Raw genomic sequence first — 22,401 nt, forward strand, 5'->3', positions numbered from 1 at the left:
GCACTAATACTGCCGGAAGACACGTCCGGCCAGCCACACCGGTTGGCTACACCAGCAGTCCGCATAGGACAGAATTGAACCGTGTCTGGACGGCGGCGTGATCATCCGGGCCGGGTGGCCCCACCTCCGGGCCGCCGGACCCACAGCGACCCGGGCGGCGCTGGGCAACATCCCGGCATGGCGAACTACCCGGCGGGCGATGTCGACCCCCGCCGCCCCCGCCGCCCACCACCGATGCCCAGCTCCAACCGTTATCTGCCGCCGCTGGGCGCCGAACCACCACCCGGACGCGACATCCCGCCCGAACCGTCGCGCGGTTTCGCCAACGGTGAGCGCATCACCGTCACCCGTGCCGCGGCGATGCGCAGCCGCGAAATGGGGTCCCGGATGTACTGGATGGTGCAGCGGGCGGCCACCGCGGACGGCGCCGACAAATCCGGTCTGACCGCGCTCACCTGGCCGGTGATGGCGAACTTCGCCGTCGACTCCGCCATGGCGGTAGCGCTGGCCAACACCTTGTTCTTCGCGGCAGCCACCGGCGAAAGCAAGTCGAAAGTCGCGCTGTACCTGTTGATCACCATCGCGCCGTTCGCCGTCATCGCACCACTGATCGGACCGGCGTTGGACAAGCTGCAGCACGGCCGGCGCGTCGCGCTGGCGATGTCGTTCGCGCTGCGGACCGCTCTGGCGCTGGTGCTGATCATGAACTACGACGGCGCCACCGGCAGCTTCCCGTCCTGGGTGCTCTACCCCTGCGCACTGGCCATGATGGTGTTCTCCAAATCATTCAGCGTGCTGCGCAGTGCAGTGACACCCCGGGTGATGCCGCCGACGATCGACCTGGTGCGGGTCAATTCCCGCCTGACCGTATTCGGCCTGCTGGGCGGCACCATTGCCGGCGGTGCCATCGCCGCCGGCGTCGAGTTCGCGGGTACGCACCTGTTGAAGCTGCCCGGCGCGCTGTTCGTGGTCGTCGGGATCACGATCGCCGGCGCGCTGCTCTCGATGCGGATCCCCAGCTGGGTCGAGGTGACCGCCGGTGAGGTCCCCGCCACGCTGAGTTATCACCGCGACAGCGACACCGCGCGGCGCAGCTGGCCCGAAGCCGCGAAGAAGCCCGGCGGAAAACTCCGACAACCGTTGGGCCGCAACATCATCACTTCGCTGTGGGGCAATTGCACCATCAAGGTGATGGTCGGTTTCCTGTTCCTGTATCCAGCGTTCGTCGCCAAGGCGCACGACGCCGACGGATGGGTGCAGCTGGGAATGCTGGGGCTGATCGGCGCTGCGGCCGCCCTGGGCAACTTCGCCGGCAACTTCGCCAGCGCACGATTGGAACTGGGCCGCCCGGCCGTGCTGGTGGTCCGCTGCACTGTGGTGGTCACCGCGTTCGCGCTGGTGGCCGCGGTGGCCGGGAACCTGGTCCTGGCCGCCGTCGCCACCCTGGTCACCTCCGGGTCGAGCGCCATCGCGAAGGCATCGTTGGACGCGTCGCTGCAGCACGATCTACCCGAGGAGTCGCGCGCATCGGGATTCGGGCGCTCGGAGTCCACCCTGCAGCTGGCCTGGGTGCTGGGCGGGGCGGTCGGGGTGCTGGTGTACACCGAGCTCTGGGTAGGGTTCACCGCGGTCAGCGCCCTGCTGATTCCGGGGCTGGCGCAAACCATCGTCAGTTTCCGGGGACGTTCGCTGATCCCCGGCCTCGGGGGTAACCGGCCGGTGATGGTGATGCAGGAAGGGACGCGTCACGGCGCGGCAGGGATGCCGCAGTGAAGCCCCGGGTCGTCGCAGTGCTGGCAATCGTGGCCATGCTGGCCGCCGGGGCAGGTGTCGGAACGTTTCTGCTGATGCGCCGTCAGGGCCCCCACTTCCCCACCGTCAGCGCCTATTCGAACGGACACCTGACTCGGGTCGGGCCGTATATGTATTGCAATGTGCTCAACCTGGACGACTGCCAGTCGCCGCAGACCCAGGGCGAACTGCGGGTGAGCGAGCGACTTCCGGTGCAGCTGTCGGTGCCCGAAGCCATTTCCCGCGCACCCTGGCGCCTGCTGCGCATCTATGAGGACCCCACGAACACCACCACCACACTGTTCCGCCCCGACACCCGACTGGCGCTGACCATCCCCACCGTCGACCCGCAGCGCGGCAAACTGACCGGGGTGGTCGTGCAGCTGCTGACGCTGGTAGTGGACAACGGGGAACTGCGGGAGGCCCCGCATGCGGAATGGTCCATCCGCCTGGTCTCCTGAGGCAGTTTGGGATCGATGTCTCCAACACGTTGCGCTGCATGCCTTTTGCGCCGTCGCGCGCGCATGTTCGAGCACAGTTGCGTCGGTACGACGGTGCGGTCGCCGTGCGGCAGATGAGCGGGTTGCTGCTCCAGTGGTGGCGCGAGGGTGATCATTTCGACCAGCTGAGTTCGCACCTCGAGGCGCGCGGAATGACCCGCGCGATTCGCGCCCGCGTCTCGTTCATAGCGGGATCGCTGAGCCTGGTGGCGATCGGATCGATTTGGAGTCCGGTCGGGCCGCACGGGACCGTGCCGATCGCGCTGGCGCTGATCGCCGGCGTCTGCGCCGCTGCCAACGCCCTGTTGTGGGCACTTCGGTGGCCGACCCGCCGCCAGGCGACCGGGTTCGCCATCGCATCGAGCACCGGGATCGCGCTGGTGGTGCTGGCGCAGAGCAATCCCGCCGCGGCCATGTTGGGCTGCACGACGTTCACGGGCCTGGCCATCCATCAGTCGCTGTTCCACTCCGCTCGCGTCATTGCGTACAACTTCTGCTGCGCCCTGGTCGTGGCGTCGGTGAAGACGGTTGGGCTGGTCGCCCAATTCGGCCTGGCCGGTGCTCTTGTCGCGTTCTGGTTGGTGGTGTTGCTCAATATCTCCGCGCCACTCGCGCTCTATGTTGCGGGTCAGATCCTCGGGCCGGACGCGTATCGGGCCGATCGTGATTCGCTGACCGGTCTGTTCAACCGGCGAGCTTTCTATCTGCATTCGCAACGCATTTTGCAAGAGTGTGCCGGCCGTGCCACCGATCTGGTGATCGCGGTCATCGACCTCGACCGGTTCAAGCAACTCAACGACAGGTACGGCCACGCAACCGGGGACGCGGCACTGGTGTCCGTGGCGCAGACGTTGCGGGACGGTACCGGCGAGAAGGCGGTGATCGGTCGACTCGGCGGCGAGGAGTTCGCCTTCGCCGACGAGTGGCCGCCCGGCGAAGTAGCCGAACGGGCGCAGCGATTGTGCACCGCGATAGCCGAATTGCCGTTCGGGATCACCGCCAGCATCGGCACGACCACCTTCCGGGTGGAAGGCGCTACGCCCCAGGCCGATATCGATACTGTGTTGGCCGATCTGGTGTCGCTGGCCGACGCGGCGATGTACAGCGCAAAGGGCAAGGGCGGCAACCAAGCCGGACATCACCGCCGAACCGGTGACCAAGACCCGGCACCGGTCGATCAGGACGGCTCAGCCTGATCCGCACCGTGGCCGGTCGGTACCCGCTCGCCGTCGGCCACCGGGCCGGGCGGGGTACCGTCCCCGAATGGCCTGCCGCCCAACGCTTCACGTCCGTGTGGGGAAAGCCAGTTGGTGAGGTCGGGACCCTTGGGCACGATGCCGGTGGGGTTGATGTCTGAGTGCACGATGTAGTAGTGCTGCTTGATCTGGACGAAATCGGTGGTGTCACCGAAACCCGGCGTCTGGAACAGATCTCGGGCATAGGCCCACAGCACCGGCATCTCGGACAATTTGCCGCGGTTGCACTTGAAGTGACCGTGGTAGACCGGGTCGAAGCGGGCCAGCGTGGTGAAGAGTCGCACGTCGGCTTCGGTGATGGTGTCTCCCACCAGGTATCGCTGATTCTCGAGCCGATCGCTCACCCAGTCCAGGGCGGTGAACAACCGGTCGTAGGCGGCTTCGTAGGCGTCCTGCGACCCGGCGAACCCGCATCGGTACACGCCGTTGTTGATCTCGGTGTAGATCCGCGTGCTCACCTCGTCGATCTCATCGCGCAACCGTTCAGGGTAGAGCTGGGGTGCCCCCTCACGGTGGTATGCCGTCCATTCCGTGGAGAAGTCGAGCGTGATCTGCGCGAAGTCATTGGTGACCACCGCGCCGGTGGGGATATCGACGATGGCGGGGACGGTGATCCCTTTGGCGTAGTCCGGGTCGCGCTTGAAGTAGGCATCCTGCAGCCGCGGGATCTTCAGCACCGGGTCCACCCCGCCCGGATCGAGATCGAAGGTCCAGCTGCGCTCGTCATGGGTGGGACCGCAAAATCCAATGGACAGAACCGGTTCCAGGCCGAGCAGTCGGCGAACGATGATCGTGCGGTTGGCCCAGGGACAGGCCCGGGCGACCACTAACCGGTATCTGCCCGGCTCGACCGGATAGCCGTCGCGTCCGTCCGCGGTGACGCGCGTGGTGAGGTACGTGGTGTCCCGGTTGAATTCGCCTGTTCCGGCGACATACTCGGCCATCGTCGCACCCTAGACCTTTGCTTCGGTCGGGTGGGGCACGACTTTGCGAGCCAGATTCTCGGCACTGGACGGGCCTGGCTCCCAGGGCGCAATCCACGGGCCGGTGCCTTCGGACTGGTCCAGAATGCCGTTCTCCAGCCAGGTGTAACGCCCGTCCAACACATCGTTGGTCACCCGCACGTCGCTGCTGTCGGTGTTGGTCCACAGTGCGTCGAACAGTGCCTCCACCCGCAAAGTTGCTTGCTGACAGAATATTTCGGCAAGTTCATGAGCTTGCTTCCCGAGTGCCGGGTCGGACCCGCGCTGGGCTTCGGCTCGCACGCACACCGCAGCCATCGCGAAAAGCTCGGCGCCGATGTCCACGATCCGGCCCAGGAATCCTTGCTTCTGCTCCAGTTTCGCCTGCCAGCGCGCCATCCCGTAGAAGGTGTTGCGGGCCAGCTTGCGGCTGGACCGTTCGACGAAGCGTAGGTGGGCGGCCAGCTGACCGAATTCGTGGTAGGCGGTCGGTCGTTGTCCCTCGCCAAAGACCAGTTTGGGCAACCACTTTGCGTAGAAGCCGCTCGCCCCGACCGCGGCCGCCGCTTTCTGTCGCAGGTCGGAATCGGCCTTGGCGAGATCACCGGCAGCACTGAGGTGCGCGTCGACGGCTTCCCGCGCGATGAGCAGCCGCATGATCTCGCTGGATCCCTCGAAGATACGGTTGATCCGCAGATCCCGCAACGACTGCTCCACCGGCGCGGCCCGCTCCCCGCGCGCGGCCAGCGACTCGGCCGTCTCGTAACCCCGGCCGCCCCGGATCTGCATCAGATCGTCGGCGATGACGCACGCCATCTCACTGCACCACAGCTTGGCCAGCGCGGCTTCGATCCGGATGTCGTTGCGGTCTTCGTCTGCCATCTGACCCGACAACTCGACCACTGCATCGAGGGCGTACACGGTCGCGGCCATGAACGAGATCTGACGGGCGACTGCTTCGTGTTTGCCGATCGGCTTGCCCCACTGCACCCGCTCGCGCGACCATTCCCGCGCGATCTTCAACGACCATTTCGCCGAGCCGGTCACCATCGCGGGCAGCGCCAGGCGCCCGACGTTGAGGGTGGTCAGCGCGATCCGCAGACCGTCGCCTTCCCGGCCGATCAAGTTCTCCGCGGGTACTCGCACGCGGTGCATCCGGGTCAGGCCGTTCTCGATGCCGCGCAGCCCCATGAACTGGTTGCGCCGCTCAACGGTGATTCCGGGCGAATCCGCCTCCACCACGAAGGCACTGATGCCGCCGCGGTGTCCCTCGCTCTTGGGCACGCGGGCCATCACCACCAGCAGCTCGGCGATCACCCCGTTGGTGGTCCACAGCTTCACGCCTTCGAGTTCGTAGGCCGCGCCGTCGTCGACCGGTGTTGCCGTGGCACCCAACCGTGCCGGATCGGACCCGACGTCGGGCTCGGTGAGCAGGAAGGCCGAGATGGCGCCCGCGGCACACCTCGGCAGGAACTTCTGTTTCTGCTCCGCGGAGCCGGCGAGCTTGAGTGGCTCGGGCACCCCGATCGACTGGTGTGCGGACAGCAACGCGCCGAGGCTGGGGTGCACGGTGGTGACCAACATCAGCGCGCGGTTGTACGCCACTTGGGACATACCCAGACCGCCGTACTCCGTCGGAATCTTCATCCCGAAGCAGCCCAATTCGGCTAGACCGGTGATGTATTCGTCGGGAATCCGGGCGTCTCGCTCGATGACGCTGCCGTCCACGTCGACCAGGAATCCGCGTAGCTTCGCCAGGAACTCCTCGGCGCGCGCCTCGTCCGCCTCCGCCGGCTTGGGGAAAGGGTGGATGAGCTCCAGCGGAAACCGGCCCAGGAACAGCTCCTTGGCGAAAGACGGCTTTTCCCATCCGCTTTCGCGGGATTCTTCGGCGACAGCCCGGGCTTGTTCTTCGCTGACCTGCGCTTGCTGTGCCATCGCCGCCTCCTCGTTGACGCCATCACGACGAGAGGTGGATACCCGCTTCGGGCGTGGCTACGCCGGGTCGAGAGCCCCTAGGCCTCGAACTCGCGCGCCACCGCCTTGACCACCTCGGAGATCTGACGTGCCGTCTTGCGGTCCGGGTAGCGGCCTTTACGCAGTTCCGGTTGCACGGTGCTTTCCAGCAGCGTGATCATGTCCTCGACCATGCCGTGCAACTCGTCGGGGCTGTGCTTGTGCTCGGCCGGCGCATCCCGGCGCGAGGCTTCCCGGCGCGTCCTGGACAGGCTGGGCGGAGGATCGAGCAGCTTCAGACTGAGCGCCTGCGGACCGCGCCGCCCCGAAGCGATGCCGAACTCCACCTTCTGGCCCGCTTTGAGCCCCTCGACACCCGCGGGCAACGCCGACGAGCGGACGTAGACGTCCTCGCCGTCCTCCTGCGACAGGAAGCCGAACCCCTTCTCGGAGTCGTACCACTTCACTTTGCCGGTCGGCACTGCACTCACCTGCTTGTCTGATGGATCCTGCTTGTCTGATGGATCATTGGCTACACAACATAAAGACGCGTCCCGCATGCGCAGGACGCGCTGACGATCACAGATCCTACTCGGCTGATCATCCGCTCAGCATCCGGTTTACCCGGCACTCGGTAGGCTGGCGATACCGCTGGAGGAGATATGCGCCTGATCCTGAATGTCATCTGGCTGGTTTTCGGTGGGCTCGTGCTCGCACTGGGATACCTGCTGGCCGCGTTGGTCTGTTTCCTGCTGATCGTCACCATCCCGTTCGGTTTTGCTGCGCTGCGCATCGCGTCCTATGCGCTGTGGCCGTTCGGCCGGACCATCGTGGAGAAGCCGGGGGCCGGGGCCGGCTCCGTGGTCGGCAATGTCATCTGGGTGCTGCTGTTCGGGCTGTGGCTGGCGCTCGGCCACCTGACCACCGCCATCGCGATGGCGGCCACCATCGTCGGGATCCCGCTGGCGCTGGCAAACCTGAAGCTGATCCCGGTCTCGCTGGTTCCGTTGGGCAAGGAGATCGTCCCCGTCGACCGGCCCGCGCGCATGCCGGCATGACGCTGACCACCCTGGGAGTGCCGACGGTCCCCGGCGCCAGCAAACAAGGCCAGGCACCGCGCACCGGCCCGCTACTCGACACCTATGGCCGCGCCGCCACCGATCTGCGGATCTCGCTCACCGATCGCTGCAATCTGCGATGCACCTACTGCATGCCGGCCGCAGGTCTCAACTGGCTGCCGGGCGAGACGCTGTTGCGTCCCGACGAACTGGCCAGGCTGATGCGCATCGCGGTCACCCGCCTGGGCGTCACCGGGGTGCGGTTCACCGGGGGCGAGCCGCTGCTGGCGCGCCACCTCGAAGAGGTTGTCGCCGCGGCTGCCGGGCTCACGCCGCGCCCGGAGATATCTCTGACGACCAATGGCGTCGGTCTCGCGCGGCGGGTCGACGCGCTGGCCGACGCCGGGCTGGACCGCGTCAACGTGTCCCTGGACAGTGTGGATCCCGCGCACTTCGCCGCGATCACCCGGCGGGATCGCCTCAAGGACGTGCTGGCCGGCCTGTCCGCCGCACGGCGCGCCGGGCTCGACCCGATCAAGGTGAACGCCGTGCTCGACCCCGAGACCGGCGCGCGCGACGTCGTGGATCTGCTGCGGTATTGCCTGGAGCGCGGGTACCAGCTGCGAGTCATCGAGCAGATGCCGCTGGACGCGGGCCATCAGTGGCGTCGGCACGCCGCGCTCAGCGCCGATGACGTGCTGGCGGCGCTGCGGCCGCACTTCCGCCTGGAACCCGACCCGTCGCCCCGCGGTTCGGCGCCGGCTCAACTCTGGCTCGTCGACTCCGGCTCCGATACGCCGGCCGGAAAATTCGGGATCATCGCGTCGGTGTCGCAGGCCTTCTGCGCCACGTGTGACCGCACCCGGCTGACCGCCGACGGCCAGATCCGCAGCTGCCTGTTCTCCACCACGGAAACCGATCTGCGTGCACTGCTGCGCGGGGGTGCCGACGACCACGCCGTCGAGGCCGCTTGGCGCGCCGCGATGTGGACCAAACCCGCCGGCCACGGCATCAACGACCCGGGCTTCACTCAGCCAGCACGGCCGATGAGCGCCATCGGTGGCTGACACCGCGCCTGATCGTGCCGACATTCAGGTCACGGTCCGCTACTTCGCCGCCGCCCGGGCAGCTTCCGGCGCGGAGTCCGAGACCGTCGCGTTGCCGGCCGGAGCGACGGTGGCCGGCTTGGTTGAGCTGCTCGCCGATCGGGGTACCCACCTGGCGACAATATTGAGCCGATGCTCTTATCTGCGGGACGGAATTGCCGTCCGAGATGAGGCCACGGCGTTATCCACCGGCGACACGGTTGACGTACTTCCGCCCTTCGCCGGCGGTTGAAACTGTGAAATACATCACGTAACGGAACGATAACGGCCCGGCCACGCTCCGATTTCGGCCGCTCTGACCTGCACAAACGCGAACCGTTCCTGGCGTTTTGCGGCCCGCGTGTGACCAAAACGCCGACATTTCCTTAACGTGACGGGAACGCCGCGAACCGCTACCGTTCCGGGTGGTTCGTCACCCAACCCGAGCGACGAACCCTCCTTCACCTAGATCGCGCCCAGCTCCATCCGTTAGGTGAGGGATTCCGACCCGCGGATGGAGGCGGGGGACCCACCAGGTCCGCCGAGTTTCGGACCGGGGCCAATCGCGGCTCCTTGGGGTGAAGCCGACGTCGTATCAACGGTGAACGACGACGGCCGGGTGACCTCTTCCACCCGAACCCGACAGCTGACCTCGCAGGCGTGTATACGAGAGGAATTTCTGAGCGTATGAGTGGACGGCATCGTAAGCCCACTAACTCGAGCGTGAGCGTCGCCAAGATCGCCTTCACCGGCACGGTCCTCGGTGGCGGTGCCATCGCCATGGCCGGCCAGGCGGCTGCGGCCACTGACGCCGAGTGGGACCAGGTAGCCCGCTGCGAATCCGGCGGCAACTGGGCGATCAACACCGGCAACGGCTTCTACGGTGGCGTGCAGTTCGCCGCCGGCACCTGGTCGTCGCACGGTGGCGGCGAGTTCGCGCCGTCCGCCCAAATGGCCAGCAAGGACCAGCAGATCGCCGTCGCCGAGCGCGTGTTGGCGACGCAGGGCCGGGGCGCCTGGCCGGTGTGTGGCACCGCGTTGTCCGGACCGTCGCCACGCAATGTCGTGCCCCAGCCGGCCGGTTTCCCGTGGGACCAGCCCGCCGAGGCACCCGCGCCGAATACCGAACTTCCCCCACCAGCAGAGCTGCCGGCTCCGGTCGAGGAGGCCCCGGCCCAGCTCGTCGGAAACGAGCTCGCGCCGGCTCCGGCCGAGCTTGCTCCGGCTCCCGCCGACCTGCCCCCGGCACCGGCCGACCTGCCCCCGGCACCGGCCGACCTGCCCCCGGCTCCCGCCGACCTGGCTCCCGCCCCGGGCGACCTGCCGCCGGCTCCCGCCGACCTGCCTCCCGCGCCGGCGGACCTGCCCCCGGCTCCGCCGACCATGGACGCCGGCTTCCAGCCCGGTGAGGCGGCACCTCCGGTCGACGCCGGCACCCCCGCGGGGGTCCACCAGGTGTCCACGGTGGGCTACACCCAGCAGCTGTGGCAGTCGATTGTCGGCCACGACATCGCCGGCAACGACGCGCTCGACGCGCTCGCGGCGGGCCCGGTCAGCTGACCGGGCTCAGGCCGAACCCACCCATTCTTCGGAACCGTCGTCGAAGAACTGGTGCTTCCACACTGGTAGCCGCGCCTTAATGGCGTCTACCAATTGAGCACAGGTAGCAAAGGCCGCTTGACGGTGGTCGGCCGCTACGGCGGCCACCAGAGCGGCCTCACCGATGTGCAATACGCCGATGCGGTGACTGGCTGCGACGGCCCGTACCCCGGCGGCCTGCCCGGCCACCTCTGCCACCACGTCAGCAAAGACCTGCGAAGCCGACGGGTGCGCGGAGTATTCCAGGCGCACCACTCGGCGTCCGTTGTCGTGGTCGCGGATCATCCCGACGAACCCGACGACGGCACCGGCCGACTGATGGCTCACCAACGCCTCGTGCTCGGCGAGACAGATCGACTGGTCGGTCACTACAGCGCGTACGACCAACGTCATCGTTGGTGATCTTCGCCGGCGAGTTGCGCCAGCGCGTGGTCGAGCACCCCGGCCAGCACCCCGAGGCCGTCTCGTACCCCGCCCGGTGAGCCGGGCAGGTTGACGATCAGCGTCTTGCCGGCCACCCCGCACACGCCGCGCGAGAGCACCGACGTCGGCACCTTCGGCAAGCCGGCCTGCCGGATCGCGTCGGCCAACCCGGGGATGATGAAGTCCAGCACCGCGACCGTTTGCTCGGGCGTGCTGTCGGTAGGCGAGATCCCGGTGCCGCCGGATGTGATGATGACGTCGACCTCGTCGTCGAGCGCATCGTTGAGCGCCTCGCCCACCGGATTTCCATCGGCGACCACTCGCACCTCAGCAGGCGAAAAACCCTGCTGCTCAAGCCATTCAGAGATAATCGGCCCACACTCGTCGGCATAGGAACCGGAGGCCGCCCGGGTGGATGCGACGACCACGCGCGCGGATCGATTCACTGCCTCACCCAACTTCCGCTACGGCCGCCCTCTTTGCTGAGCACCCGGATAGCGTCGATGCGCGCGGCCGGGTCGACCGCCTTGATCATGTCGTACAGAGTCAGCGCCGTCACACTGACGGCGGTCAACGCCTCCATCTCCACCCCCGTTCGGTCGGTGCTGCGCACCGTCGCATGGATCTCGATCTCGGACTCGCCGACAGTGAAGTCGACATCGACACCGGTGAGCGCCAGCTGATGGCACAACGGGATCAGGTCGCTGGTGCGTTTGGCGGCCAGGATGCCGGCCACCCGCGCGGTCGCCAGCGCGTCACCCTTGGGCAGCCCGCCGCGGGAGACCAACCCCACCACGTCCGCGGAGGTGCGCAGGACACCGGCGGCGACGGCAGTGCGTCGCGTGGCCCCCTTCTCGGTGACGTCGACCATGTGCGCGGCGCCCCGCTCGTCCAGATGCGACAGGGCGGGCACCTCGGCGGCCCGTGCAGCGGCCCTCGGTGCGGCCCCGGCCCCGGTCATGGTGGCGATTACCAGGTGGCGACTGTCACCGGGTGGACGTAGGGCAACTCGTCGGCAGGCACCGGGAACACCACTTCGCCGAAAGGCGAGAGTGCGCCGGTGCGGTCGGTCACGAGTTCGCTCACCGCGTGGTCATCCGGGTCCGTAGTGGGCCAGCCGTTGTCCACGTACTTTGCCTTGCGTGCATCAGCCACGCGTTCCATTCTGACAGGTCCGTAAGCAGTCCGCGACGGTAGCCCGCAGGTCCGGCCTAGGCTTGATCTTCGATGACCGAACACACCCCGGATATCCCGCTGGGGTCCTGGCTGGCCGACCTACCCGACGAGCGGTTGATCCTGCTGTTGGCGTTGCGACCCGACCTTGCCCAGCCCCCGCCCGGCAGCATCGCCGCGCTGGCCGCCCGCGCCCAGGCGCGCCAGTCGGTCAAGGCCGCCACCGACGACCTGGACTTTCTGCGGCTCGCGGTGCTCGACGCGCTGCTGGTGCTGCACGCCGACATCGAACCGGTGCCGGTCGCCGAATTGACGGCTCTGATCGGGGACGGCGCCCCCCGGGACGAGGTGCTGACGGCCCTGGACGACCTGCGGCAGCGCGCCCTGGCGTGGGGTGACACGGCGGTGCGGGTGGCCGCCGACGCCGCCTCCGCGTTGCCGTGGCTACCGGGTCAGGTCACCCTGGAGGACCGCTCCCTTTCCGGGGATCAGATCGCCGCCCTGATCGACGGGCTCGACGCGCCGCAGCGCGACGTCCTGGACAGGTTGCTCGACGGGTCCCCGATGGGGCGCACCCGCGATGCGTCGCCCGGCGCTGCGCTGGACCGGCCGGTGCCGCAGCTGCTCGCCGTGGGTCTATTGCGCCGCGTCGATGCCGAGACCGTGATCCTGCCCCGGCACGTGGGTCAGGTGTTGCGCGGGGAGAACCCCGGCCCGACCCAGCTGGCCGCGCCCGACCCGGTGGTCTCGACCGTCGATCCCGCCGCGGCCGACGCCGCGGCCGCCGGGGCCGTCATCGACCTGCTGCGTCACGTGGATGTCTTGCTGGAAAACCTCAGCGCCGCTCCGGTCGCCGAGCTGCGCAGCGGGGGGCTGGGGATTCGCGACATCAAACGACTGGCCAAGACCACCGGGATCGAGGAGCCGCGCCTGGGTTTGATACTCGAGCTGTCGGCGGCGGCCGGGCTGATCGGCAACGGCACCCCCGACCCCGAACCGGCCTACGGCGAGGCACCCTATTGGGCACCCACCACCGCGGCCGACCGGTACGGCACGCTCAGTGCCGCCGACCGGTGGTTCCTGCTGGCCGACACCTGGCTGCACCTGCCGGCCCGACCGGCGCTGATCGGAAATCGCGGCCCGGACGGCAAAACCTATGGCGCCCTGTCTGACTCGCTGTTCTCGACGGCTGCCCCACTGGATCGACGGCTGCTGCTGGACATGCTTGCCGAGTTGCCGCCCGGCGCCGGGGTCGACGCGAAGACCGGGTCGGCCGCGTTGATCTGGCGCCGGCCGCGCTGGGCCCGCCGGCTGCAACCGGGACCGGTCGCCGATCTGCTCTCCGAGGGTCACGCGCTGGGCCTGGTGGGTCGCGGTGCCATCAGCACGCCCGGCCGGATCCTGCTGGAGCAGGACGACGACCCGGGTGCGGTGCTCGGTGCGATGACACGCGCGCTGCCCAAACCAATCGACCACTTCCTGGTTCAGGCAGACCTGACGGTCGTGGTGCCGGGGCCGTTGGAGCGCGACCTGGCGGACGAGCTCGCTACGGTCGCCACCGTCGAATCCGCCGGTGCGGCAATGGTTTACCGGGTCAGCGAGCAGTCCATCCGGCATGCCTTGGATATCGGCAAGACCCGCGACTGGATGCACTCCTTTTTCGCCGGGCATTCGAAAACGACGGTGCCGCAAGGGCTCACGTATCTCATCGATGACGTCGCGCGCCGGCACGGGCAACTTCGCATCGGCATGGCGGCGTCATTCGTGCGCTGCGAAGATCCCGCGCTGCTGGCTCAGGCCATCGCCGCGCCGGCCGCCGAAGACCTGCACCTGCGGGCGCTGGCGCCGACGGTCGCGGTGTCATCAGCTTCGATCGCCGACGTGCTGGCTGCGCTGCGTGCGGCAGGGTTTGCCCCGGCAGCCGAGGACTCCACCGGTGCCATCGTCGATGTGCGTGCCCGCGGTGCCCGGGTGCCCAGCCCGCAGCAGCGCCGACCGTACCGGCCGCCCCCCCGGCCCAGCGGAGACACCCTGCACGCGATCGTCGCGGTGCTGCGCACGGTGACAGCCGCGCCGTTCGGCAACCTGCGCGTCGACCCTGCCGTCGCGATGTCACTGCTGCAACGAGCCGCCCAGGACCAGGAGAAGGTACTGATCGGCTATCTCGACGCGGCGGGGGTCGCCACCCAACGGGTGGTGGCGCCGATCGTGGTCAAGGGTGGGCAACTGGTGGCGTTCGATTCCGCGTCCGGACGGCTGCGCGACTTCGCCATCCACCGCATCACCTCGGTGCTGTCGTCCGATGAACGATAGCTGTCGGTGCGCCGACGATAATGGACTGATGCGCGCCGACGACGATGCAGCACGGAGTGAAGGAGGAGTGGCGCTAAATGACTGACGGACCCCTGATCGTCCAGTCCGACAAGACGGTGCTACTCGAAGTGGACCACGAGCTGGCCGGGGCCGCGCGCGCCGCCATCGCGCCCTTCGCCGAGCTGGAACGCGCTCCCGAGCACGTGCACACCTATCGCGTCACCCCGCTGGCGCTGTGGAACGCGCGCGCCGCCGGCCACGATGCCGAACAGGTGGTCGACGCGCTGGTCAGCTTCTCCCGTTACGCGGTGCCGCAGCCCCTGTTGGTCGACATCGTCGACACCATGGCCCGTTACGGCCGGCTGCAACTGGTCAAACACCCCGCACACGGCCTGACCCTGGTGAGCCTGGATCGTGCGGTGCTCGAGGAGGTGCTGCGCAACAAGAAGATCGCCCCGATGCTGGGTGCGCGCATTGATGACGACACCGTGATCGTGCATCCCAGCGAGCGTGGCCGGGTCAAGCAGATGCTGCTCAAAATCGGTTGGCCCGCCGAAGATTTCGCCGGTTACGTGGACGGCGAGGCGCATCCGATCAGCCTGGAGCCGCACGGGTGGGAGTTGCGCGATTATCAGCAGCTGGCCACCGATTCGTTCTGGGCGGGCGGGTCCGGCGTGGTGGTGTTGCCGTGCGGCGCCGGCAAGACATTGGTCGGCGCGGCGGCCATGGCCAAAGCCCAGGCCACCACGCTGATCCTGGTCACCAACATCGTCGCGGCCCGGCAGTGGAAGCGTGAGCTGGTCGCACGCACTTCGCTCACCGAGGAGGAGATCGGCGAATACTCCGGCGAGCGCAAGGAAATTCGGCCCGTCACCATCTCCACGTATCAGATGGTCACCCGCCGCAGCAAAGGCGAATACCGGCATCTGGAGCTCTTCGACAGCCGTGACTGGGGCCTGATCATCTACGACGAAGTGCACCTGCTCCCGGCGCCGGTGTTCCGGATGACCGCCGATCTGCAGTCCCGGCGCCGGCTGGGCCTGACCGCCACGCTGATTCGCGAGGACGGCCGCGAGGGGGATGTGTTCTCGCTGATCGGCCCGAAACGCTACGACGCGCCGTGGAAGGACATCGAGGCCCAGGGCTGGATCGCGCCGGCGGAATGCGTGGAAGTGCGGGTCACGATGACCGACAACGAACGGATGATGTACGCCACCGCCGAACCCGAGGAACGTTACAAGCTGTGCTCGACGGTGCACACCAAGATCGCTGTGGTCAAGTCGATTCTGAAGAATCACCCCGGTGAGCAGACCCTGGTGATCGGCGCCTACCTCGACCAGCTCGACGAACTCGGTGCGGAGCTGGACGCCCCGGTGATCCAGGGATCGACGAAAACACGCGAACGCGAGGAATTGTTCGACAAGTTCCGCACCGGTGAGATCGCCACGCTGGTGGTCTCCAAGGTCGCGAACTTCTCCATCGACCTGCCCGAAGCCTCAGTGGCCGTTCAGGTTTCGGGGACGTTCGGGTCGCGCCAGGAAGAGGCCCAGCGGCTGGGCCGGCTGCTGCGACCCAAGTCCGGCGGCGGTGGGGCCGTCTTCTATTCGGTGGTGGCGCGCGACAGTCTGGACGCCGAGTACGCCGCACACCGGCAGCGTTTCCTGGCCGAACAGGGCTACGGCTACATCATCCGCGACGCCGACGACCTGCTCGGCCCGGCCATCTGACTCCGCGAGCAGACGCAGACTCGCATGCATCGCGTGTGCTGGACGCGATTCTGTGTCTGTTCGCAGTAACTAGAGTGACAGGATCGTCGCCGACGCGGTGCCCGGCGCGCCGTACACCTGCGCCAGCCCCACCCGCGGATTCCCTGGCACCTGCCGTTCGCCGGCCTCGCCGCGCAGCTGCCGAACCAGTTCGTGCATTTGGCGCAGCCCCGAGGCTCCGATCGGCTCGCCGTTGGCGATCAGCCCGCCGTCGGTGTTGACCGGCATCGACCCGTGGATCTCGGTAGCGCCGTCGGCCAGCAACTTCTCCTGCTCGCCGTCCGCGCACAGACCCGTCTCGGCCATATGGATGACTTCGTTGCCGGCGTCGGTGTCCTGCAGTTGGGCCACATCGACGTCCTCCGGCCCGATCCCGGCAGCCTCGTAGGCCGCTCGGGACGCGTACACCGTCGGCGAGACGTCCTCGTCGAGCGGCGCGAAGGTGGCATGCACCTCATAGGCGCCGTACGTGCGGGTGCGAATCTCACAGGCGCGCACATATACCGGCTTGTCCGTGTACTTGTGCGCGATGTCGGCGCGGCACATCACCACCGCGGCGGCGCCCTCGTCGGGCGCACAGAACATGTATTGCGTGAGGGGATAGTTCAGGACCGCGGAGTTAAGGATCTCCTCCTCCGAGATCGGCTTGCGACGGAACGCGTTCGGGTTCAGCGCCCCGTTGCGGAAGTTCTTGTTGGCCACCTTGGCCAGGGTGGCCTGAGAGATGTTGTGGTCGTGCAGATACTTGTTGGCCTTCATCCCGAAGAACTTGGTCGTGACGAACTGCCCGTTCTGCGCGTACCACTGGGGTAGCGCCAGCTTGGCGGGGTCGTCGGTGAAAGCACCGCGCGGATGCTTGTCCAGGCCGATGGCGATGCCGATGTCGTACTTGCCCAGCCGGATGGTGTCGGCGGTCTGCTGAATGGCGCTGGCGGCGGTCGCGCACGCGTTGAACACGTTGGTGAACGTGATGCCGGTCAGCCCGACCAGTCGGGTCACCGCGTCGGGATTGGACACCTCGTGGCTGCCGCCGAACCCGAACTGGATGTCTTTCCAGCTCACACCGGCGTCGGACAGCGCTGACTGAATGGCCTCGGCACCCATCTGCATCGCGGTCTTGTCGAACCTGCCGAACGGGTGCAGACCCACGCCGATGATCGCGACGTCGTTAGTCATTGCGGCCTCCCGACACCGGCTCGAACGCGAAGGTGAGAACCTCGTCGCCGTCGTCGTCGGTGGTCAACGGCACAAACGTCAGCTCGACCTGTTGGCCGAACTGCAGCTTGGCCGGATCGTTCTCGGTCAGCCGTCCTTCGACGCGGATCACGTCACCGAGTTGCACCAGACCCACCCCGAACGGCACGAATTCCTTGCCGGTCGGGCCGGCATACGGCGCGCCGGGCGGGAAGCCCTGGGTGGTCCAGGCGATCAGGCTGCCGCGGCGCGGCAACAACACCTCGTTCATCTGTCCGAGACTGCAGCGGGGGCAGCGTTCCTGGACGGGGAAGGTGGTGGCACCACAATCTCCGCAGCGACTGCCGATCAGCTGGGGGTTCTCGTCGGGCCAGGTCGAGATTTCAGGGGCTAATGCCTTCTGCATCGTCAGTCCTCCGTGGACACGAAAAAAACGCGACTAACCCAGACCGTACAACAGCGTTCCGCGAAAATGGAAATCTGGTTCTCGCAATTGAAAAGGTTGCGGAGCCACCGTTCCCCCGCAGCGGCGATCAGCTCAGCGCGGGGATGACTTCCCGTTCGAACAGCTCGATGCCGGACCGGTCGTAGGCCGCCTCGGGGAAGTAGCAGATGGCGTATTCGCATCCCAGGTCGCGAACCCTCGTCAATCGCTCAATGACCTGTTCCGGCGTGCCGGTGGCCGAGTCCGGAATCCCGGAGGACATCGAATCCGCCAGAGCGTCCGGCACATACGCGGCCAGCCGGTCGCGAATCCGCTGCTGCCGCTCGTTGACCTCGGACTCGGACGAGCCGAGCACCGCGGTGAAATTGGCCGAGCGGACGATGGCGTCGAAATCGGTACCCAGGTTCCGGCAGTGCTCGGCCAGCACCTCCGATTTGTGCGCAAAGGCTTCCAGTTCCGGGGTGAAATTGGTGTACTGCGCGTACTGCGCGGCGATCCGCAGCGTCTTCTTCTCACCACCGCCGGCGATCCACAGCGGAATACCATTGTCCTGCAACGGCTTCGGGGCAACGATCGCACCGTCGACCTGATAGTGCCTGCCGTCGAAGCTGACTTTTCCGTCCCGCCAGGCATCCCGCATGATCTGCACGCCCTCGTCCAGCCTGGCCAACCGCACCCCCGCCGACGGAAAACCGTAACCGTAAGCGCGCCATTCGTGTTCGTACCAGCCACCGCCGATACCCATCTGGACGCGTCCACCGGAGATGATGTCGGTGGTGGCCGCCACCTTCGCCAGGTAGACGGGATTGCGGTAACTCATCGCGGTGCACATCTGACCCAGCTTGATCCGCGAAGTGACCGCGGCATAAGCCGCCATCAGCGACCAGGCCTCGTGGGTGGCCTCGTCGGTCGGCAACGGGACGGTGTGGAAGTGGTCGTACACCCACAGCGAGTCCCAGGCACCACCGTCGGCGTAGGTGGCCAGATCACGCATCACCGCCCAGTGCCGCCCCGGTTCGATGCCGACGAGGTCCATCCGCCAGCCTTGCGGGATGAAGAGACCGAAGCGCATAACCGGACTCTAGCCCCGGCACCACGGGGCTCGACACCCAGCGCGTCGGGTGCGACCTTTCGATGCCCCGCACCACCCGGATGGCCCGTTTGGCAACATGGAAGCCAGGACGCGGACGAGAGGAATGAGCGGAATGGACCTGGCCGGGGTAGGAGTATGGAGCAGTCAACTGCGCTACGGTGACGAATCCGAAGCCGCCGACGCTGCAGCGGAATTGGACGAGCTCGGGTTCACCGCATTGTGGATTCCCGACGTCGGCGGACCGGTGCTCGACGCGGTCGCTCGTCTGCTGGCGGCGACCGCGCGGACGGTGATAGCCACCGGCATCCTCAATCTGTGGATGCACTCCCCCGCCGACGTCGCCGAGTCCTACGCCGCGTTGAGCAGCAAGCATCCCGACCGTTTCCTGCTCGGGATCGGAGTCAGCCACGCGCCGCTGATCGACGCGGGAAACCCCGGCCGGTACCGCAAACCGCTCGCAGCGACGGCATCGTTCCTGGACGGTCTGGATGCGGCGTCGCCGCCGGTGCCCGTCGACGGGCGGGTGCTGGCCGCGCTCGGCCCCAGGATGCTGGAGCTGTCGGCGACCCGCGCCCGCGGCGCCCACCCCTACCTCGTCACCCCCGAGCACACCGCTTCGGCCCGTGCGACGCTGGGGCAGGGCCCGTGGCTGCTGCCCGAGCAGTCCGCGATCCTGACCGACGATGCGGACGAGGCGCGCAGGATTGGAACCGATTGGCTGCGTGGCTATTTGGCGATGCCGAACTACGCCAACAACATGCTGCGCAGCGGGTTCTCCGAAGACGATGTCACGCAGATCAGCGATCGCCTCTTCGATGCACTCATCGTGTGGGGCGACGAAGAAGCAATCCTGCGCCGGGTCGCCGAACATCAGTCGGCCGGTGCCGACCACGTCTGCGTCCAGATACTCACCGCCGACCCGCGGGCATTCCCCCGCGAGCAATGGCGCCGCCTGGCCGCGGCTGTTGCCGCTACGTAGCTGTGGCACTCGGCCATCGGCTCAAACGTCTGCAGTACCGGACGCTCTACCGGCTGGGTTTCGTTCCGTGGGACGGCCACCCGATCGGGGTCAAGCTACGAGAGTTGGTCGAAGACAGTGCAATTGCGCCCGGTGCGGCACTCGACATCGGCTGCGGCACCGGCGACAACTGTAGCTATCTGGCTGAGCACGGCTGGCGGGTGACCGGAGTGGACTACGTCGCCCGGGCGCTGCAGAAGGCACGGGCCAAGGTCCGCACCGAAAGCGTCGAGTTCCGGATTGCTGACGTCACCCGGCTCAGTTCGGCGAACGTGGGCCGGGATTTCTCGTTGATCGTCGACAACGGGTGCCTACACGGCATGAACGACGACGACCGCGACGCCTACGTTCGTGAGGTCACGCGCGTTGCGGCGACCGACGGGCGCCTGCTCATCATGGCGATGATCCCCGGTGGTTCACCCGGGGTGCGCGGCATCGACCTGCCCGAGATCCAGCGGCGATTCACCCCGGCCTGGACGCTGGTGGACTCGGGCGACGAGCCGTCGCTGGACCACAACGGCAAGAACCCGGGCCGCTACTACGTTCTGCAGCGCGCCGCTTAGCCGCGACGACGCAAGAGCCCCCGAAACAACGCTGTTTCGGGGGCTTTTGCGGCTGGTCGTCAGGTCAGCGAGTCCGGCGGCAAGAAGCGGTCGCCGTACTTCTCAGCCAGTTCGCGGGCCCGGGCCACGAAGGCCTCCTTGCCCCGGCCGTGCGGACCTTCGTAGCCGACGATGTACTGCGCGCTACCACCGGTCCACGGCGGGAACCCGATGCCCATGATCGACCCGATGTTGGCGTCGGCCGTGGAGGTCAGCACGTTCTCGTCGAGGCACTTCTGGGTTTCCAGCGCCTCGGCGAACAGCATCCGGTCGATCATGTCCTGCAGCGGCGGCGTCGAAGCCCCCGACTTGAAGGTCTCCCGCAGGCCCGGCCACAATCCGGAGCGCTTGCCGTCGGGGTATTCGTAGAAGCCGGCGCCTTTGAGTCGGCCGGAGCGGCCCAGCTCGATCATCTTCTCCACCACCGCTTCTGCGGGGTGCGGTTCGTACTGGCCGCCACTGTCCTCGACACCCTTGCGGGTAGCCGCGGCGATCTTGTGCATCAGCTCCAGGTTGAGCTCGTCGGACAGCTGCAGCGGCGGCGCGGGGTAACCCGCCTGCGAACCCGCCTGCTCGATGCTGGCCGGCTCCACGCCTTCGCCGAGCATTGCCAGCGCCTCGTTGACGAAGGTGCCGATCACCCGGGAGGTGAAGAAGCCGCGGCTGTCGTTGACCACGATCGGGGTCTTGCCGATGGCCAGGGTGTAGTCGAAGACCCGGGCCAGCGCTTCGTCAGAAGTCTTCTCGCCCTTGATGATTTCCACCAACGGCATCTTGTCGACCGGTGAGAAGAAGTGGATCCCGACGAAGTCCTCCTGCCGCTTCACCCCCGTCGCCAGACCGGTGATCGGCAGCGTCGAGGTGTTCGACCCGAGCAGCGCGTTCGGCTCGACGATGTCTTCGATCTCCTGGAACACCTGGTGCTTGAGGTCCTGGTTCTCGAAGACGGCTTCGATGACGAAGTCCACGCCCTTGAGGTCGGCCGGGTCGGCGGTCGGGGTGATGCGCCCGAGGAGCGCACTGGACTTCTCCTCCGTTGTCCTGCCCCGCTCGAGCGCCTTGGCTTCGAGTTTCTCCGAGTAACCCTTGCCCTTCTGGGCGGCCTCGATGCTGACGTCCTTGAGCACCACGTCGTAACCAGCCTTGGCCGAGACGTAAGCGATGCCCGCGCCCATCATGCCGGCGCCGAGCACGCCGATCTTGTTGATCTTGACCGGCTCGATGCCGTCTGGCCGCGACCCGCCGTTGTTGATCGTCTGCAGGTCGAAGAAGAACGCCTGGATCATGTTCTTGGCGACCTGGCCGGTGACCAGCGAGGTGAAATAGCGGCTCTCGATGCGGCTGGCGGTGTCGAAGTCGACCTGCGTGCCCTCCACGGCCGCTGCCAGGATCGCCCGCGGCGCAGGCATATTCGCACCCTTGAGCTGCGAGCGCAGCAGGGAAGGGAAGGACGGCAGGATGGCGGCCAGCGACGGCGATGACGGGGTACCGCCGGGGATCTTGTAACCCTTGACGTCCCACGGCTGGGTGTGCGATTCGGGGTTGGCCTTGATCCAGGCCTTGGCGGCCGGCACCACCTCGTCGACCGAACCGACCAGCTCGTCGACCAGTCCGATTTCCTTGGCCTTGACCGGCTTGAACCGGGTGCCCTGCGACAGGATGTTCATGAAAGCGTTCTGGATCCCGAACATCCGTACCGAGCGGGTGACGCCGCCGGCACCGGGCAGCAGGCCCAGCGTCGCCTCGGGGAAGCCGAACTGCGACCCCTTGACGTCGGCCGCGATGCGGTGGTGGCACGCCAAGGCGATCTCCAGCCCGCCGCCGAGCGCCGCGCCGTTGAGGGCGGCGACGACGGGCTTGCCCAGCGTCTCGAGGGTGCGCAGCTGCTTCTTCACGTTCTCGACGAGATCGAATGCCTCGCCGGCGTTTTCCGGGCCGATCTGGATCATGCTCTTGACGTCACCACCGGCGAAGAAGGTCTTCTTCGCGCTGGTGATCACCACGCCGGTGATCGAGTCTTTCTCGGCGACAAGACGATCCACCGTCTTGCCCATCGACTCGATGTAGTTCTCGTTCATCACGTTGGCCGAACCCGACGGGTCGTCCAGCGTCAGTGTGACGATGCCGTCGGCATCCTTATCCCACTGAATTGCGTTGTCGGCCATGT

Annotated in this window: 22 protein-coding genes and 1 riboswitch; of the genes, 11 read left to right on the forward strand and 11 right to left on the reverse strand. The window is 67.2% G+C overall.

Annotation, left to right across the window (positions count from 1 at the left end):
• Window positions 1-114 precede the first annotated feature (114 nt).
• From AC5Y5Z_RS09410 to AC5Y5Z_RS09420, 3 genes are read left to right on the forward strand one after another with little or no spacing between them, the layout of a single operon-like run.
• Window positions 115-1,773 carry an MFS transporter gene (locus tag AC5Y5Z_RS09410; protein ID WP_499924963.1) on the forward strand — a complete coding sequence of 553 codons (1,659 nt, stop codon included), beginning with the start codon at window positions 115-117 and terminating at the stop codon, window positions 1,771-1,773.
• A 35-nt stretch (window positions 1,774-1,808) separates the two neighbouring features.
• Window positions 1,809-2,252 (forward strand): DUF2771 domain-containing protein, encoded by a 444-nt coding sequence (locus tag AC5Y5Z_RS09415; protein WP_463827502.1) that lies wholly within the window; start codon window positions 1,809-1,811, stop codon window positions 2,250-2,252.
• Between the two features lie 38 nt (window positions 2,253-2,290).
• Window positions 2,291-3,487, forward strand: coding sequence for a GGDEF domain-containing protein (locus tag AC5Y5Z_RS09420; RefSeq protein ID WP_463827327.1), 1,197 nt, complete (start codon window positions 2,291-2,293; stop codon window positions 3,485-3,487).
• Here the strand turns inward: AC5Y5Z_RS09420 and AC5Y5Z_RS09425 are convergent.
• From AC5Y5Z_RS09425 to AC5Y5Z_RS09435, 3 genes are all read right to left on the reverse strand, one after another.
• Window positions 3,469-4,491, reverse strand: coding sequence for a glutathione S-transferase family protein (locus AC5Y5Z_RS09425; protein WP_499924799.1), 1,023 nt, complete (start codon window positions 4,489-4,491; stop codon window positions 3,469-3,471). The two genes, AC5Y5Z_RS09420 and AC5Y5Z_RS09425, sit on opposite strands and share 19 nt — an antisense overlap.
• A 9-nt stretch (window positions 4,492-4,500) precedes the next feature.
• On the reverse strand, window positions 4,501-6,447 hold the full coding sequence (locus AC5Y5Z_RS09430) for an acyl-CoA dehydrogenase family protein (RefSeq protein ID WP_499924801.1): 1,947 nt from the start codon (window positions 6,445-6,447) through the stop codon (window positions 4,501-4,503).
• Between the two features lie 77 nt (window positions 6,448-6,524).
• The gene (locus AC5Y5Z_RS09435) at window positions 6,525-6,947 is read right to left on the reverse strand and encodes a cold-shock protein (protein WP_463827324.1); all 423 of its coding nucleotides are present in this window, start codon (window positions 6,945-6,947) and stop codon (window positions 6,525-6,527) included.
• A gap of 180 nt (window positions 6,948-7,127) precedes the next feature.
• Here AC5Y5Z_RS09435 and AC5Y5Z_RS09440 point away from each other — a divergent pair, with 180 nt between their 5' ends.
• The 4 genes from AC5Y5Z_RS09440 to AC5Y5Z_RS09455 all read left to right on the forward strand — a co-directional run bounded on the left by AC5Y5Z_RS09440 (window position 7,128) and on the right by AC5Y5Z_RS09455 (window position 10,168).
• Window positions 7,128-7,523: a YccF domain-containing protein gene (locus AC5Y5Z_RS09440; RefSeq protein ID WP_463827323.1), complete on the forward strand. Its 396-nt coding sequence runs from the start codon at window positions 7,128-7,130 to the stop codon at window positions 7,521-7,523.
• Entirely contained in the window at window positions 7,520-8,590 is a 1,071-nt protein-coding gene (gene moaA, locus AC5Y5Z_RS09445; RefSeq protein ID WP_499924803.1) for a GTP 3',8-cyclase MoaA, read from the forward strand. Before AC5Y5Z_RS09440 ends, moaA begins: the two co-directional genes overlap by 4 nt.
• Window positions 8,583-8,861 (forward strand): MoaD/ThiS family protein, encoded by a 279-nt coding sequence (locus AC5Y5Z_RS09450; protein ID WP_463827321.1) that lies wholly within the window; start codon window positions 8,583-8,585, stop codon window positions 8,859-8,861. Before moaA ends, AC5Y5Z_RS09450 begins: the two co-directional genes overlap by 8 nt.
• A 238-nt stretch (window positions 8,862-9,099) precedes the next feature.
• Window positions 9,100-9,286: riboswitch (cyclic di-AMP (ydaO/yuaA leader) on the forward strand.
• A gap of 9 nt (window positions 9,287-9,295) precedes the next feature.
• Window positions 9,296-10,168 carry a transglycosylase family protein gene (locus tag AC5Y5Z_RS09455; RefSeq protein WP_499924805.1) on the forward strand — a complete coding sequence of 291 codons (873 nt, stop codon included), beginning with the start codon at window positions 9,296-9,298 and terminating at the stop codon, window positions 10,166-10,168.
• Window positions 10,169-10,174: 6 nt separating this feature from the next.
• Here the strand turns inward: AC5Y5Z_RS09455 and AC5Y5Z_RS09460 are convergent, their stop codons facing one another.
• The 4 genes from AC5Y5Z_RS09460 to AC5Y5Z_RS09475 are packed head-to-tail and all read right to left on the reverse strand — an operon-like array spanning window position 10,175 to window position 11,794.
• Complete coding sequence (locus AC5Y5Z_RS09460; RefSeq protein WP_499924806.1) at window positions 10,175-10,600, reverse strand: molybdenum cofactor biosynthesis protein MoaE; 426 nt, start codon at window positions 10,598-10,600, stop codon at window positions 10,175-10,177.
• Complete coding sequence (locus AC5Y5Z_RS09465; RefSeq protein WP_463827318.1) at window positions 10,597-11,076, reverse strand: MogA/MoaB family molybdenum cofactor biosynthesis protein; 480 nt, start codon at window positions 11,074-11,076, stop codon at window positions 10,597-10,599. Before AC5Y5Z_RS09465 ends, AC5Y5Z_RS09460 begins: the two co-directional genes overlap by 4 nt.
• Entirely contained in the window at window positions 11,073-11,591 is a 519-nt protein-coding gene (moaC, locus tag AC5Y5Z_RS09470; RefSeq protein WP_499924809.1) for a cyclic pyranopterin monophosphate synthase MoaC, read from the reverse strand. The genes AC5Y5Z_RS09465 and moaC overlap by 4 nt, the downstream gene beginning before the upstream one ends.
• An 8-nt stretch (window positions 11,592-11,599) precedes the next feature.
• The gene (locus AC5Y5Z_RS09475; protein ID WP_463827316.1) at window positions 11,600-11,794 is read right to left on the reverse strand and encodes a hypothetical protein; all 195 of its coding nucleotides are present in this window, start codon (window positions 11,792-11,794) and stop codon (window positions 11,600-11,602) included.
• A gap of 63 nt (window positions 11,795-11,857) precedes the next feature.
• On the opposite strand from AC5Y5Z_RS09475, the gene AC5Y5Z_RS09480 reads away from it, so the two are divergent.
• The gene (locus tag AC5Y5Z_RS09480; RefSeq protein WP_499924812.1) at window positions 11,858-14,116 is read left to right on the forward strand and encodes a helicase-associated domain-containing protein; all 2,259 of its coding nucleotides are present in this window, start codon (window positions 11,858-11,860) and stop codon (window positions 14,114-14,116) included.
• Window positions 14,117-14,193: 77 nt separating this feature from the next.
• Window positions 14,194-15,843 carry a DNA repair helicase XPB gene (locus AC5Y5Z_RS09485; protein WP_463827314.1) on the forward strand — a complete coding sequence of 550 codons (1,650 nt, stop codon included), beginning with the start codon at window positions 14,194-14,196 and terminating at the stop codon, window positions 15,841-15,843.
• 69 nt (window positions 15,844-15,912) lie between these two features.
• On the opposite strand, the gene AC5Y5Z_RS09490 is transcribed toward AC5Y5Z_RS09485, so the two are convergent.
• The 3 genes from AC5Y5Z_RS09490 to AC5Y5Z_RS09500 all read right to left on the reverse strand — a co-directional run bounded on the left by AC5Y5Z_RS09490 (window position 15,913) and on the right by AC5Y5Z_RS09500 (window position 18,593).
• On the reverse strand, window positions 15,913-17,058 hold the full coding sequence (locus AC5Y5Z_RS09490) for a thiolase family protein (RefSeq protein ID WP_463827313.1): 1,146 nt from the start codon (window positions 17,056-17,058) through the stop codon (window positions 15,913-15,915).
• Window positions 17,051-17,482: a Zn-ribbon domain-containing OB-fold protein gene (locus tag AC5Y5Z_RS09495; RefSeq protein WP_463827312.1), complete on the reverse strand. Its 432-nt coding sequence runs from the start codon at window positions 17,480-17,482 to the stop codon at window positions 17,051-17,053. The genes AC5Y5Z_RS09490 and AC5Y5Z_RS09495 overlap by 8 nt, the downstream gene beginning before the upstream one ends.
• A 127-nt stretch (window positions 17,483-17,609) precedes the next feature.
• The gene (locus tag AC5Y5Z_RS09500; RefSeq protein ID WP_499924816.1) at window positions 17,610-18,593 is read right to left on the reverse strand and encodes an LLM class F420-dependent oxidoreductase; all 984 of its coding nucleotides are present in this window, start codon (window positions 18,591-18,593) and stop codon (window positions 17,610-17,612) included.
• Window positions 18,594-18,726: 133 nt separating this feature from the next.
• Here AC5Y5Z_RS09500 and AC5Y5Z_RS09505 point away from each other — a divergent pair, with 133 nt between their 5' ends.
• Both AC5Y5Z_RS09505 and AC5Y5Z_RS09510 read left to right on the forward strand, forming a co-directional pair.
• Window positions 18,727-19,593 (forward strand): LLM class F420-dependent oxidoreductase, encoded by an 867-nt coding sequence (locus AC5Y5Z_RS09505; protein WP_463827501.1) that lies wholly within the window; start codon window positions 18,727-18,729, stop codon window positions 19,591-19,593.
• Window positions 19,557-20,195 carry a class I SAM-dependent methyltransferase gene (locus AC5Y5Z_RS09510; RefSeq protein ID WP_463827310.1) on the forward strand — a complete coding sequence of 213 codons (639 nt, stop codon included), beginning with the start codon at window positions 19,557-19,559 and terminating at the stop codon, window positions 20,193-20,195. Before AC5Y5Z_RS09505 ends, AC5Y5Z_RS09510 begins: the two co-directional genes overlap by 37 nt.
• Before the next feature lie 59 nt (window positions 20,196-20,254).
• On the opposite strand, the gene AC5Y5Z_RS09515 is transcribed toward AC5Y5Z_RS09510, so the two are convergent.
• Window positions 20,255-22,399 (reverse strand): 3-hydroxyacyl-CoA dehydrogenase NAD-binding domain-containing protein, encoded by a 2,145-nt coding sequence (locus AC5Y5Z_RS09515; RefSeq protein ID WP_499924818.1) that lies wholly within the window; start codon window positions 22,397-22,399, stop codon window positions 20,255-20,257.
• Window positions 22,400-22,401 lie beyond the last annotated feature (2 nt).

The organism is Mycobacterium sp. NGS29, assembly GCF_059812965.1.

Excerpts from the sequence above, each read along its gene's own strand:
- AC5Y5Z_RS09415 (WP_463827502.1), top strand. The coding sequence starts at position 1,809 with ATGCTGGCCGCCGGGGCAGGTGTCGGAACGTTTCTGCTGATGCGCCGT.
- AC5Y5Z_RS09420 (WP_463827327.1), top strand. The coding sequence starts at position 2,291 with ATGCCTTTTGCGCCGTCGCGCGCGCATGTTCGAGCACAGTTGCGTCGG.
- AC5Y5Z_RS09425 (WP_499924799.1), bottom strand. The coding sequence starts at position 4,491 with ATGGCCGAGTATGTCGCCGGAACAGGCGAATTCAACCGGGACACCACG.
- AC5Y5Z_RS09430 (WP_499924801.1), bottom strand. The coding sequence starts at position 6,447 with ATGGCACAGCAAGCGCAGGTCAGCGAAGAACAAGCCCGGGCTGTCGCC.
- AC5Y5Z_RS09440 (WP_463827323.1), top strand. The coding sequence starts at position 7,128 with ATGCGCCTGATCCTGAATGTCATCTGGCTGGTTTTCGGTGGGCTCGTG.
- moaA (WP_499924803.1), top strand. The coding sequence starts at position 7,520 with ATGACGCTGACCACCCTGGGAGTGCCGACGGTCCCCGGCGCCAGCAAA.
- AC5Y5Z_RS09455 (WP_499924805.1), top strand. The coding sequence starts at position 9,296 with ATGAGTGGACGGCATCGTAAGCCCACTAACTCGAGCGTGAGCGTCGCC.
- AC5Y5Z_RS09460 (WP_499924806.1), bottom strand. The coding sequence starts at position 10,600 with ATGACGTTGGTCGTACGCGCTGTAGTGACCGACCAGTCGATCTGTCTC.
- moaC (WP_499924809.1), bottom strand. The coding sequence starts at position 11,591 with ATGACCGGGGCCGGGGCCGCACCGAGGGCCGCTGCACGGGCCGCCGAG.
- AC5Y5Z_RS09475 (WP_463827316.1), bottom strand. The coding sequence starts at position 11,794 with ATGGAACGCGTGGCTGATGCACGCAAGGCAAAGTACGTGGACAACGGC.
- AC5Y5Z_RS09480 (WP_499924812.1), top strand. The coding sequence starts at position 11,858 with ATGACCGAACACACCCCGGATATCCCGCTGGGGTCCTGGCTGGCCGAC.
- AC5Y5Z_RS09485 (WP_463827314.1), top strand. The coding sequence starts at position 14,194 with ATGACTGACGGACCCCTGATCGTCCAGTCCGACAAGACGGTGCTACTC.
- AC5Y5Z_RS09490 (WP_463827313.1), bottom strand. The coding sequence starts at position 17,058 with ATGACTAACGACGTCGCGATCATCGGCGTGGGTCTGCACCCGTTCGGC.
- AC5Y5Z_RS09495 (WP_463827312.1), bottom strand. The coding sequence starts at position 17,482 with ATGCAGAAGGCATTAGCCCCTGAAATCTCGACCTGGCCCGACGAGAAC.
- AC5Y5Z_RS09500 (WP_499924816.1), bottom strand. The coding sequence starts at position 18,593 with ATGCGCTTCGGTCTCTTCATCCCGCAAGGCTGGCGGATGGACCTCGTC.
- AC5Y5Z_RS09505 (WP_463827501.1), top strand. The coding sequence starts at position 18,727 with ATGGACCTGGCCGGGGTAGGAGTATGGAGCAGTCAACTGCGCTACGGT.
- AC5Y5Z_RS09510 (WP_463827310.1), top strand. The coding sequence starts at position 19,557 with ATGGCGCCGCCTGGCCGCGGCTGTTGCCGCTACGTAGCTGTGGCACTC.
- AC5Y5Z_RS09515 (WP_499924818.1), bottom strand. The coding sequence starts at position 22,399 with ATGGCCGACAACGCAATTCAGTGGGATAAGGATGCCGACGGCATCGTC.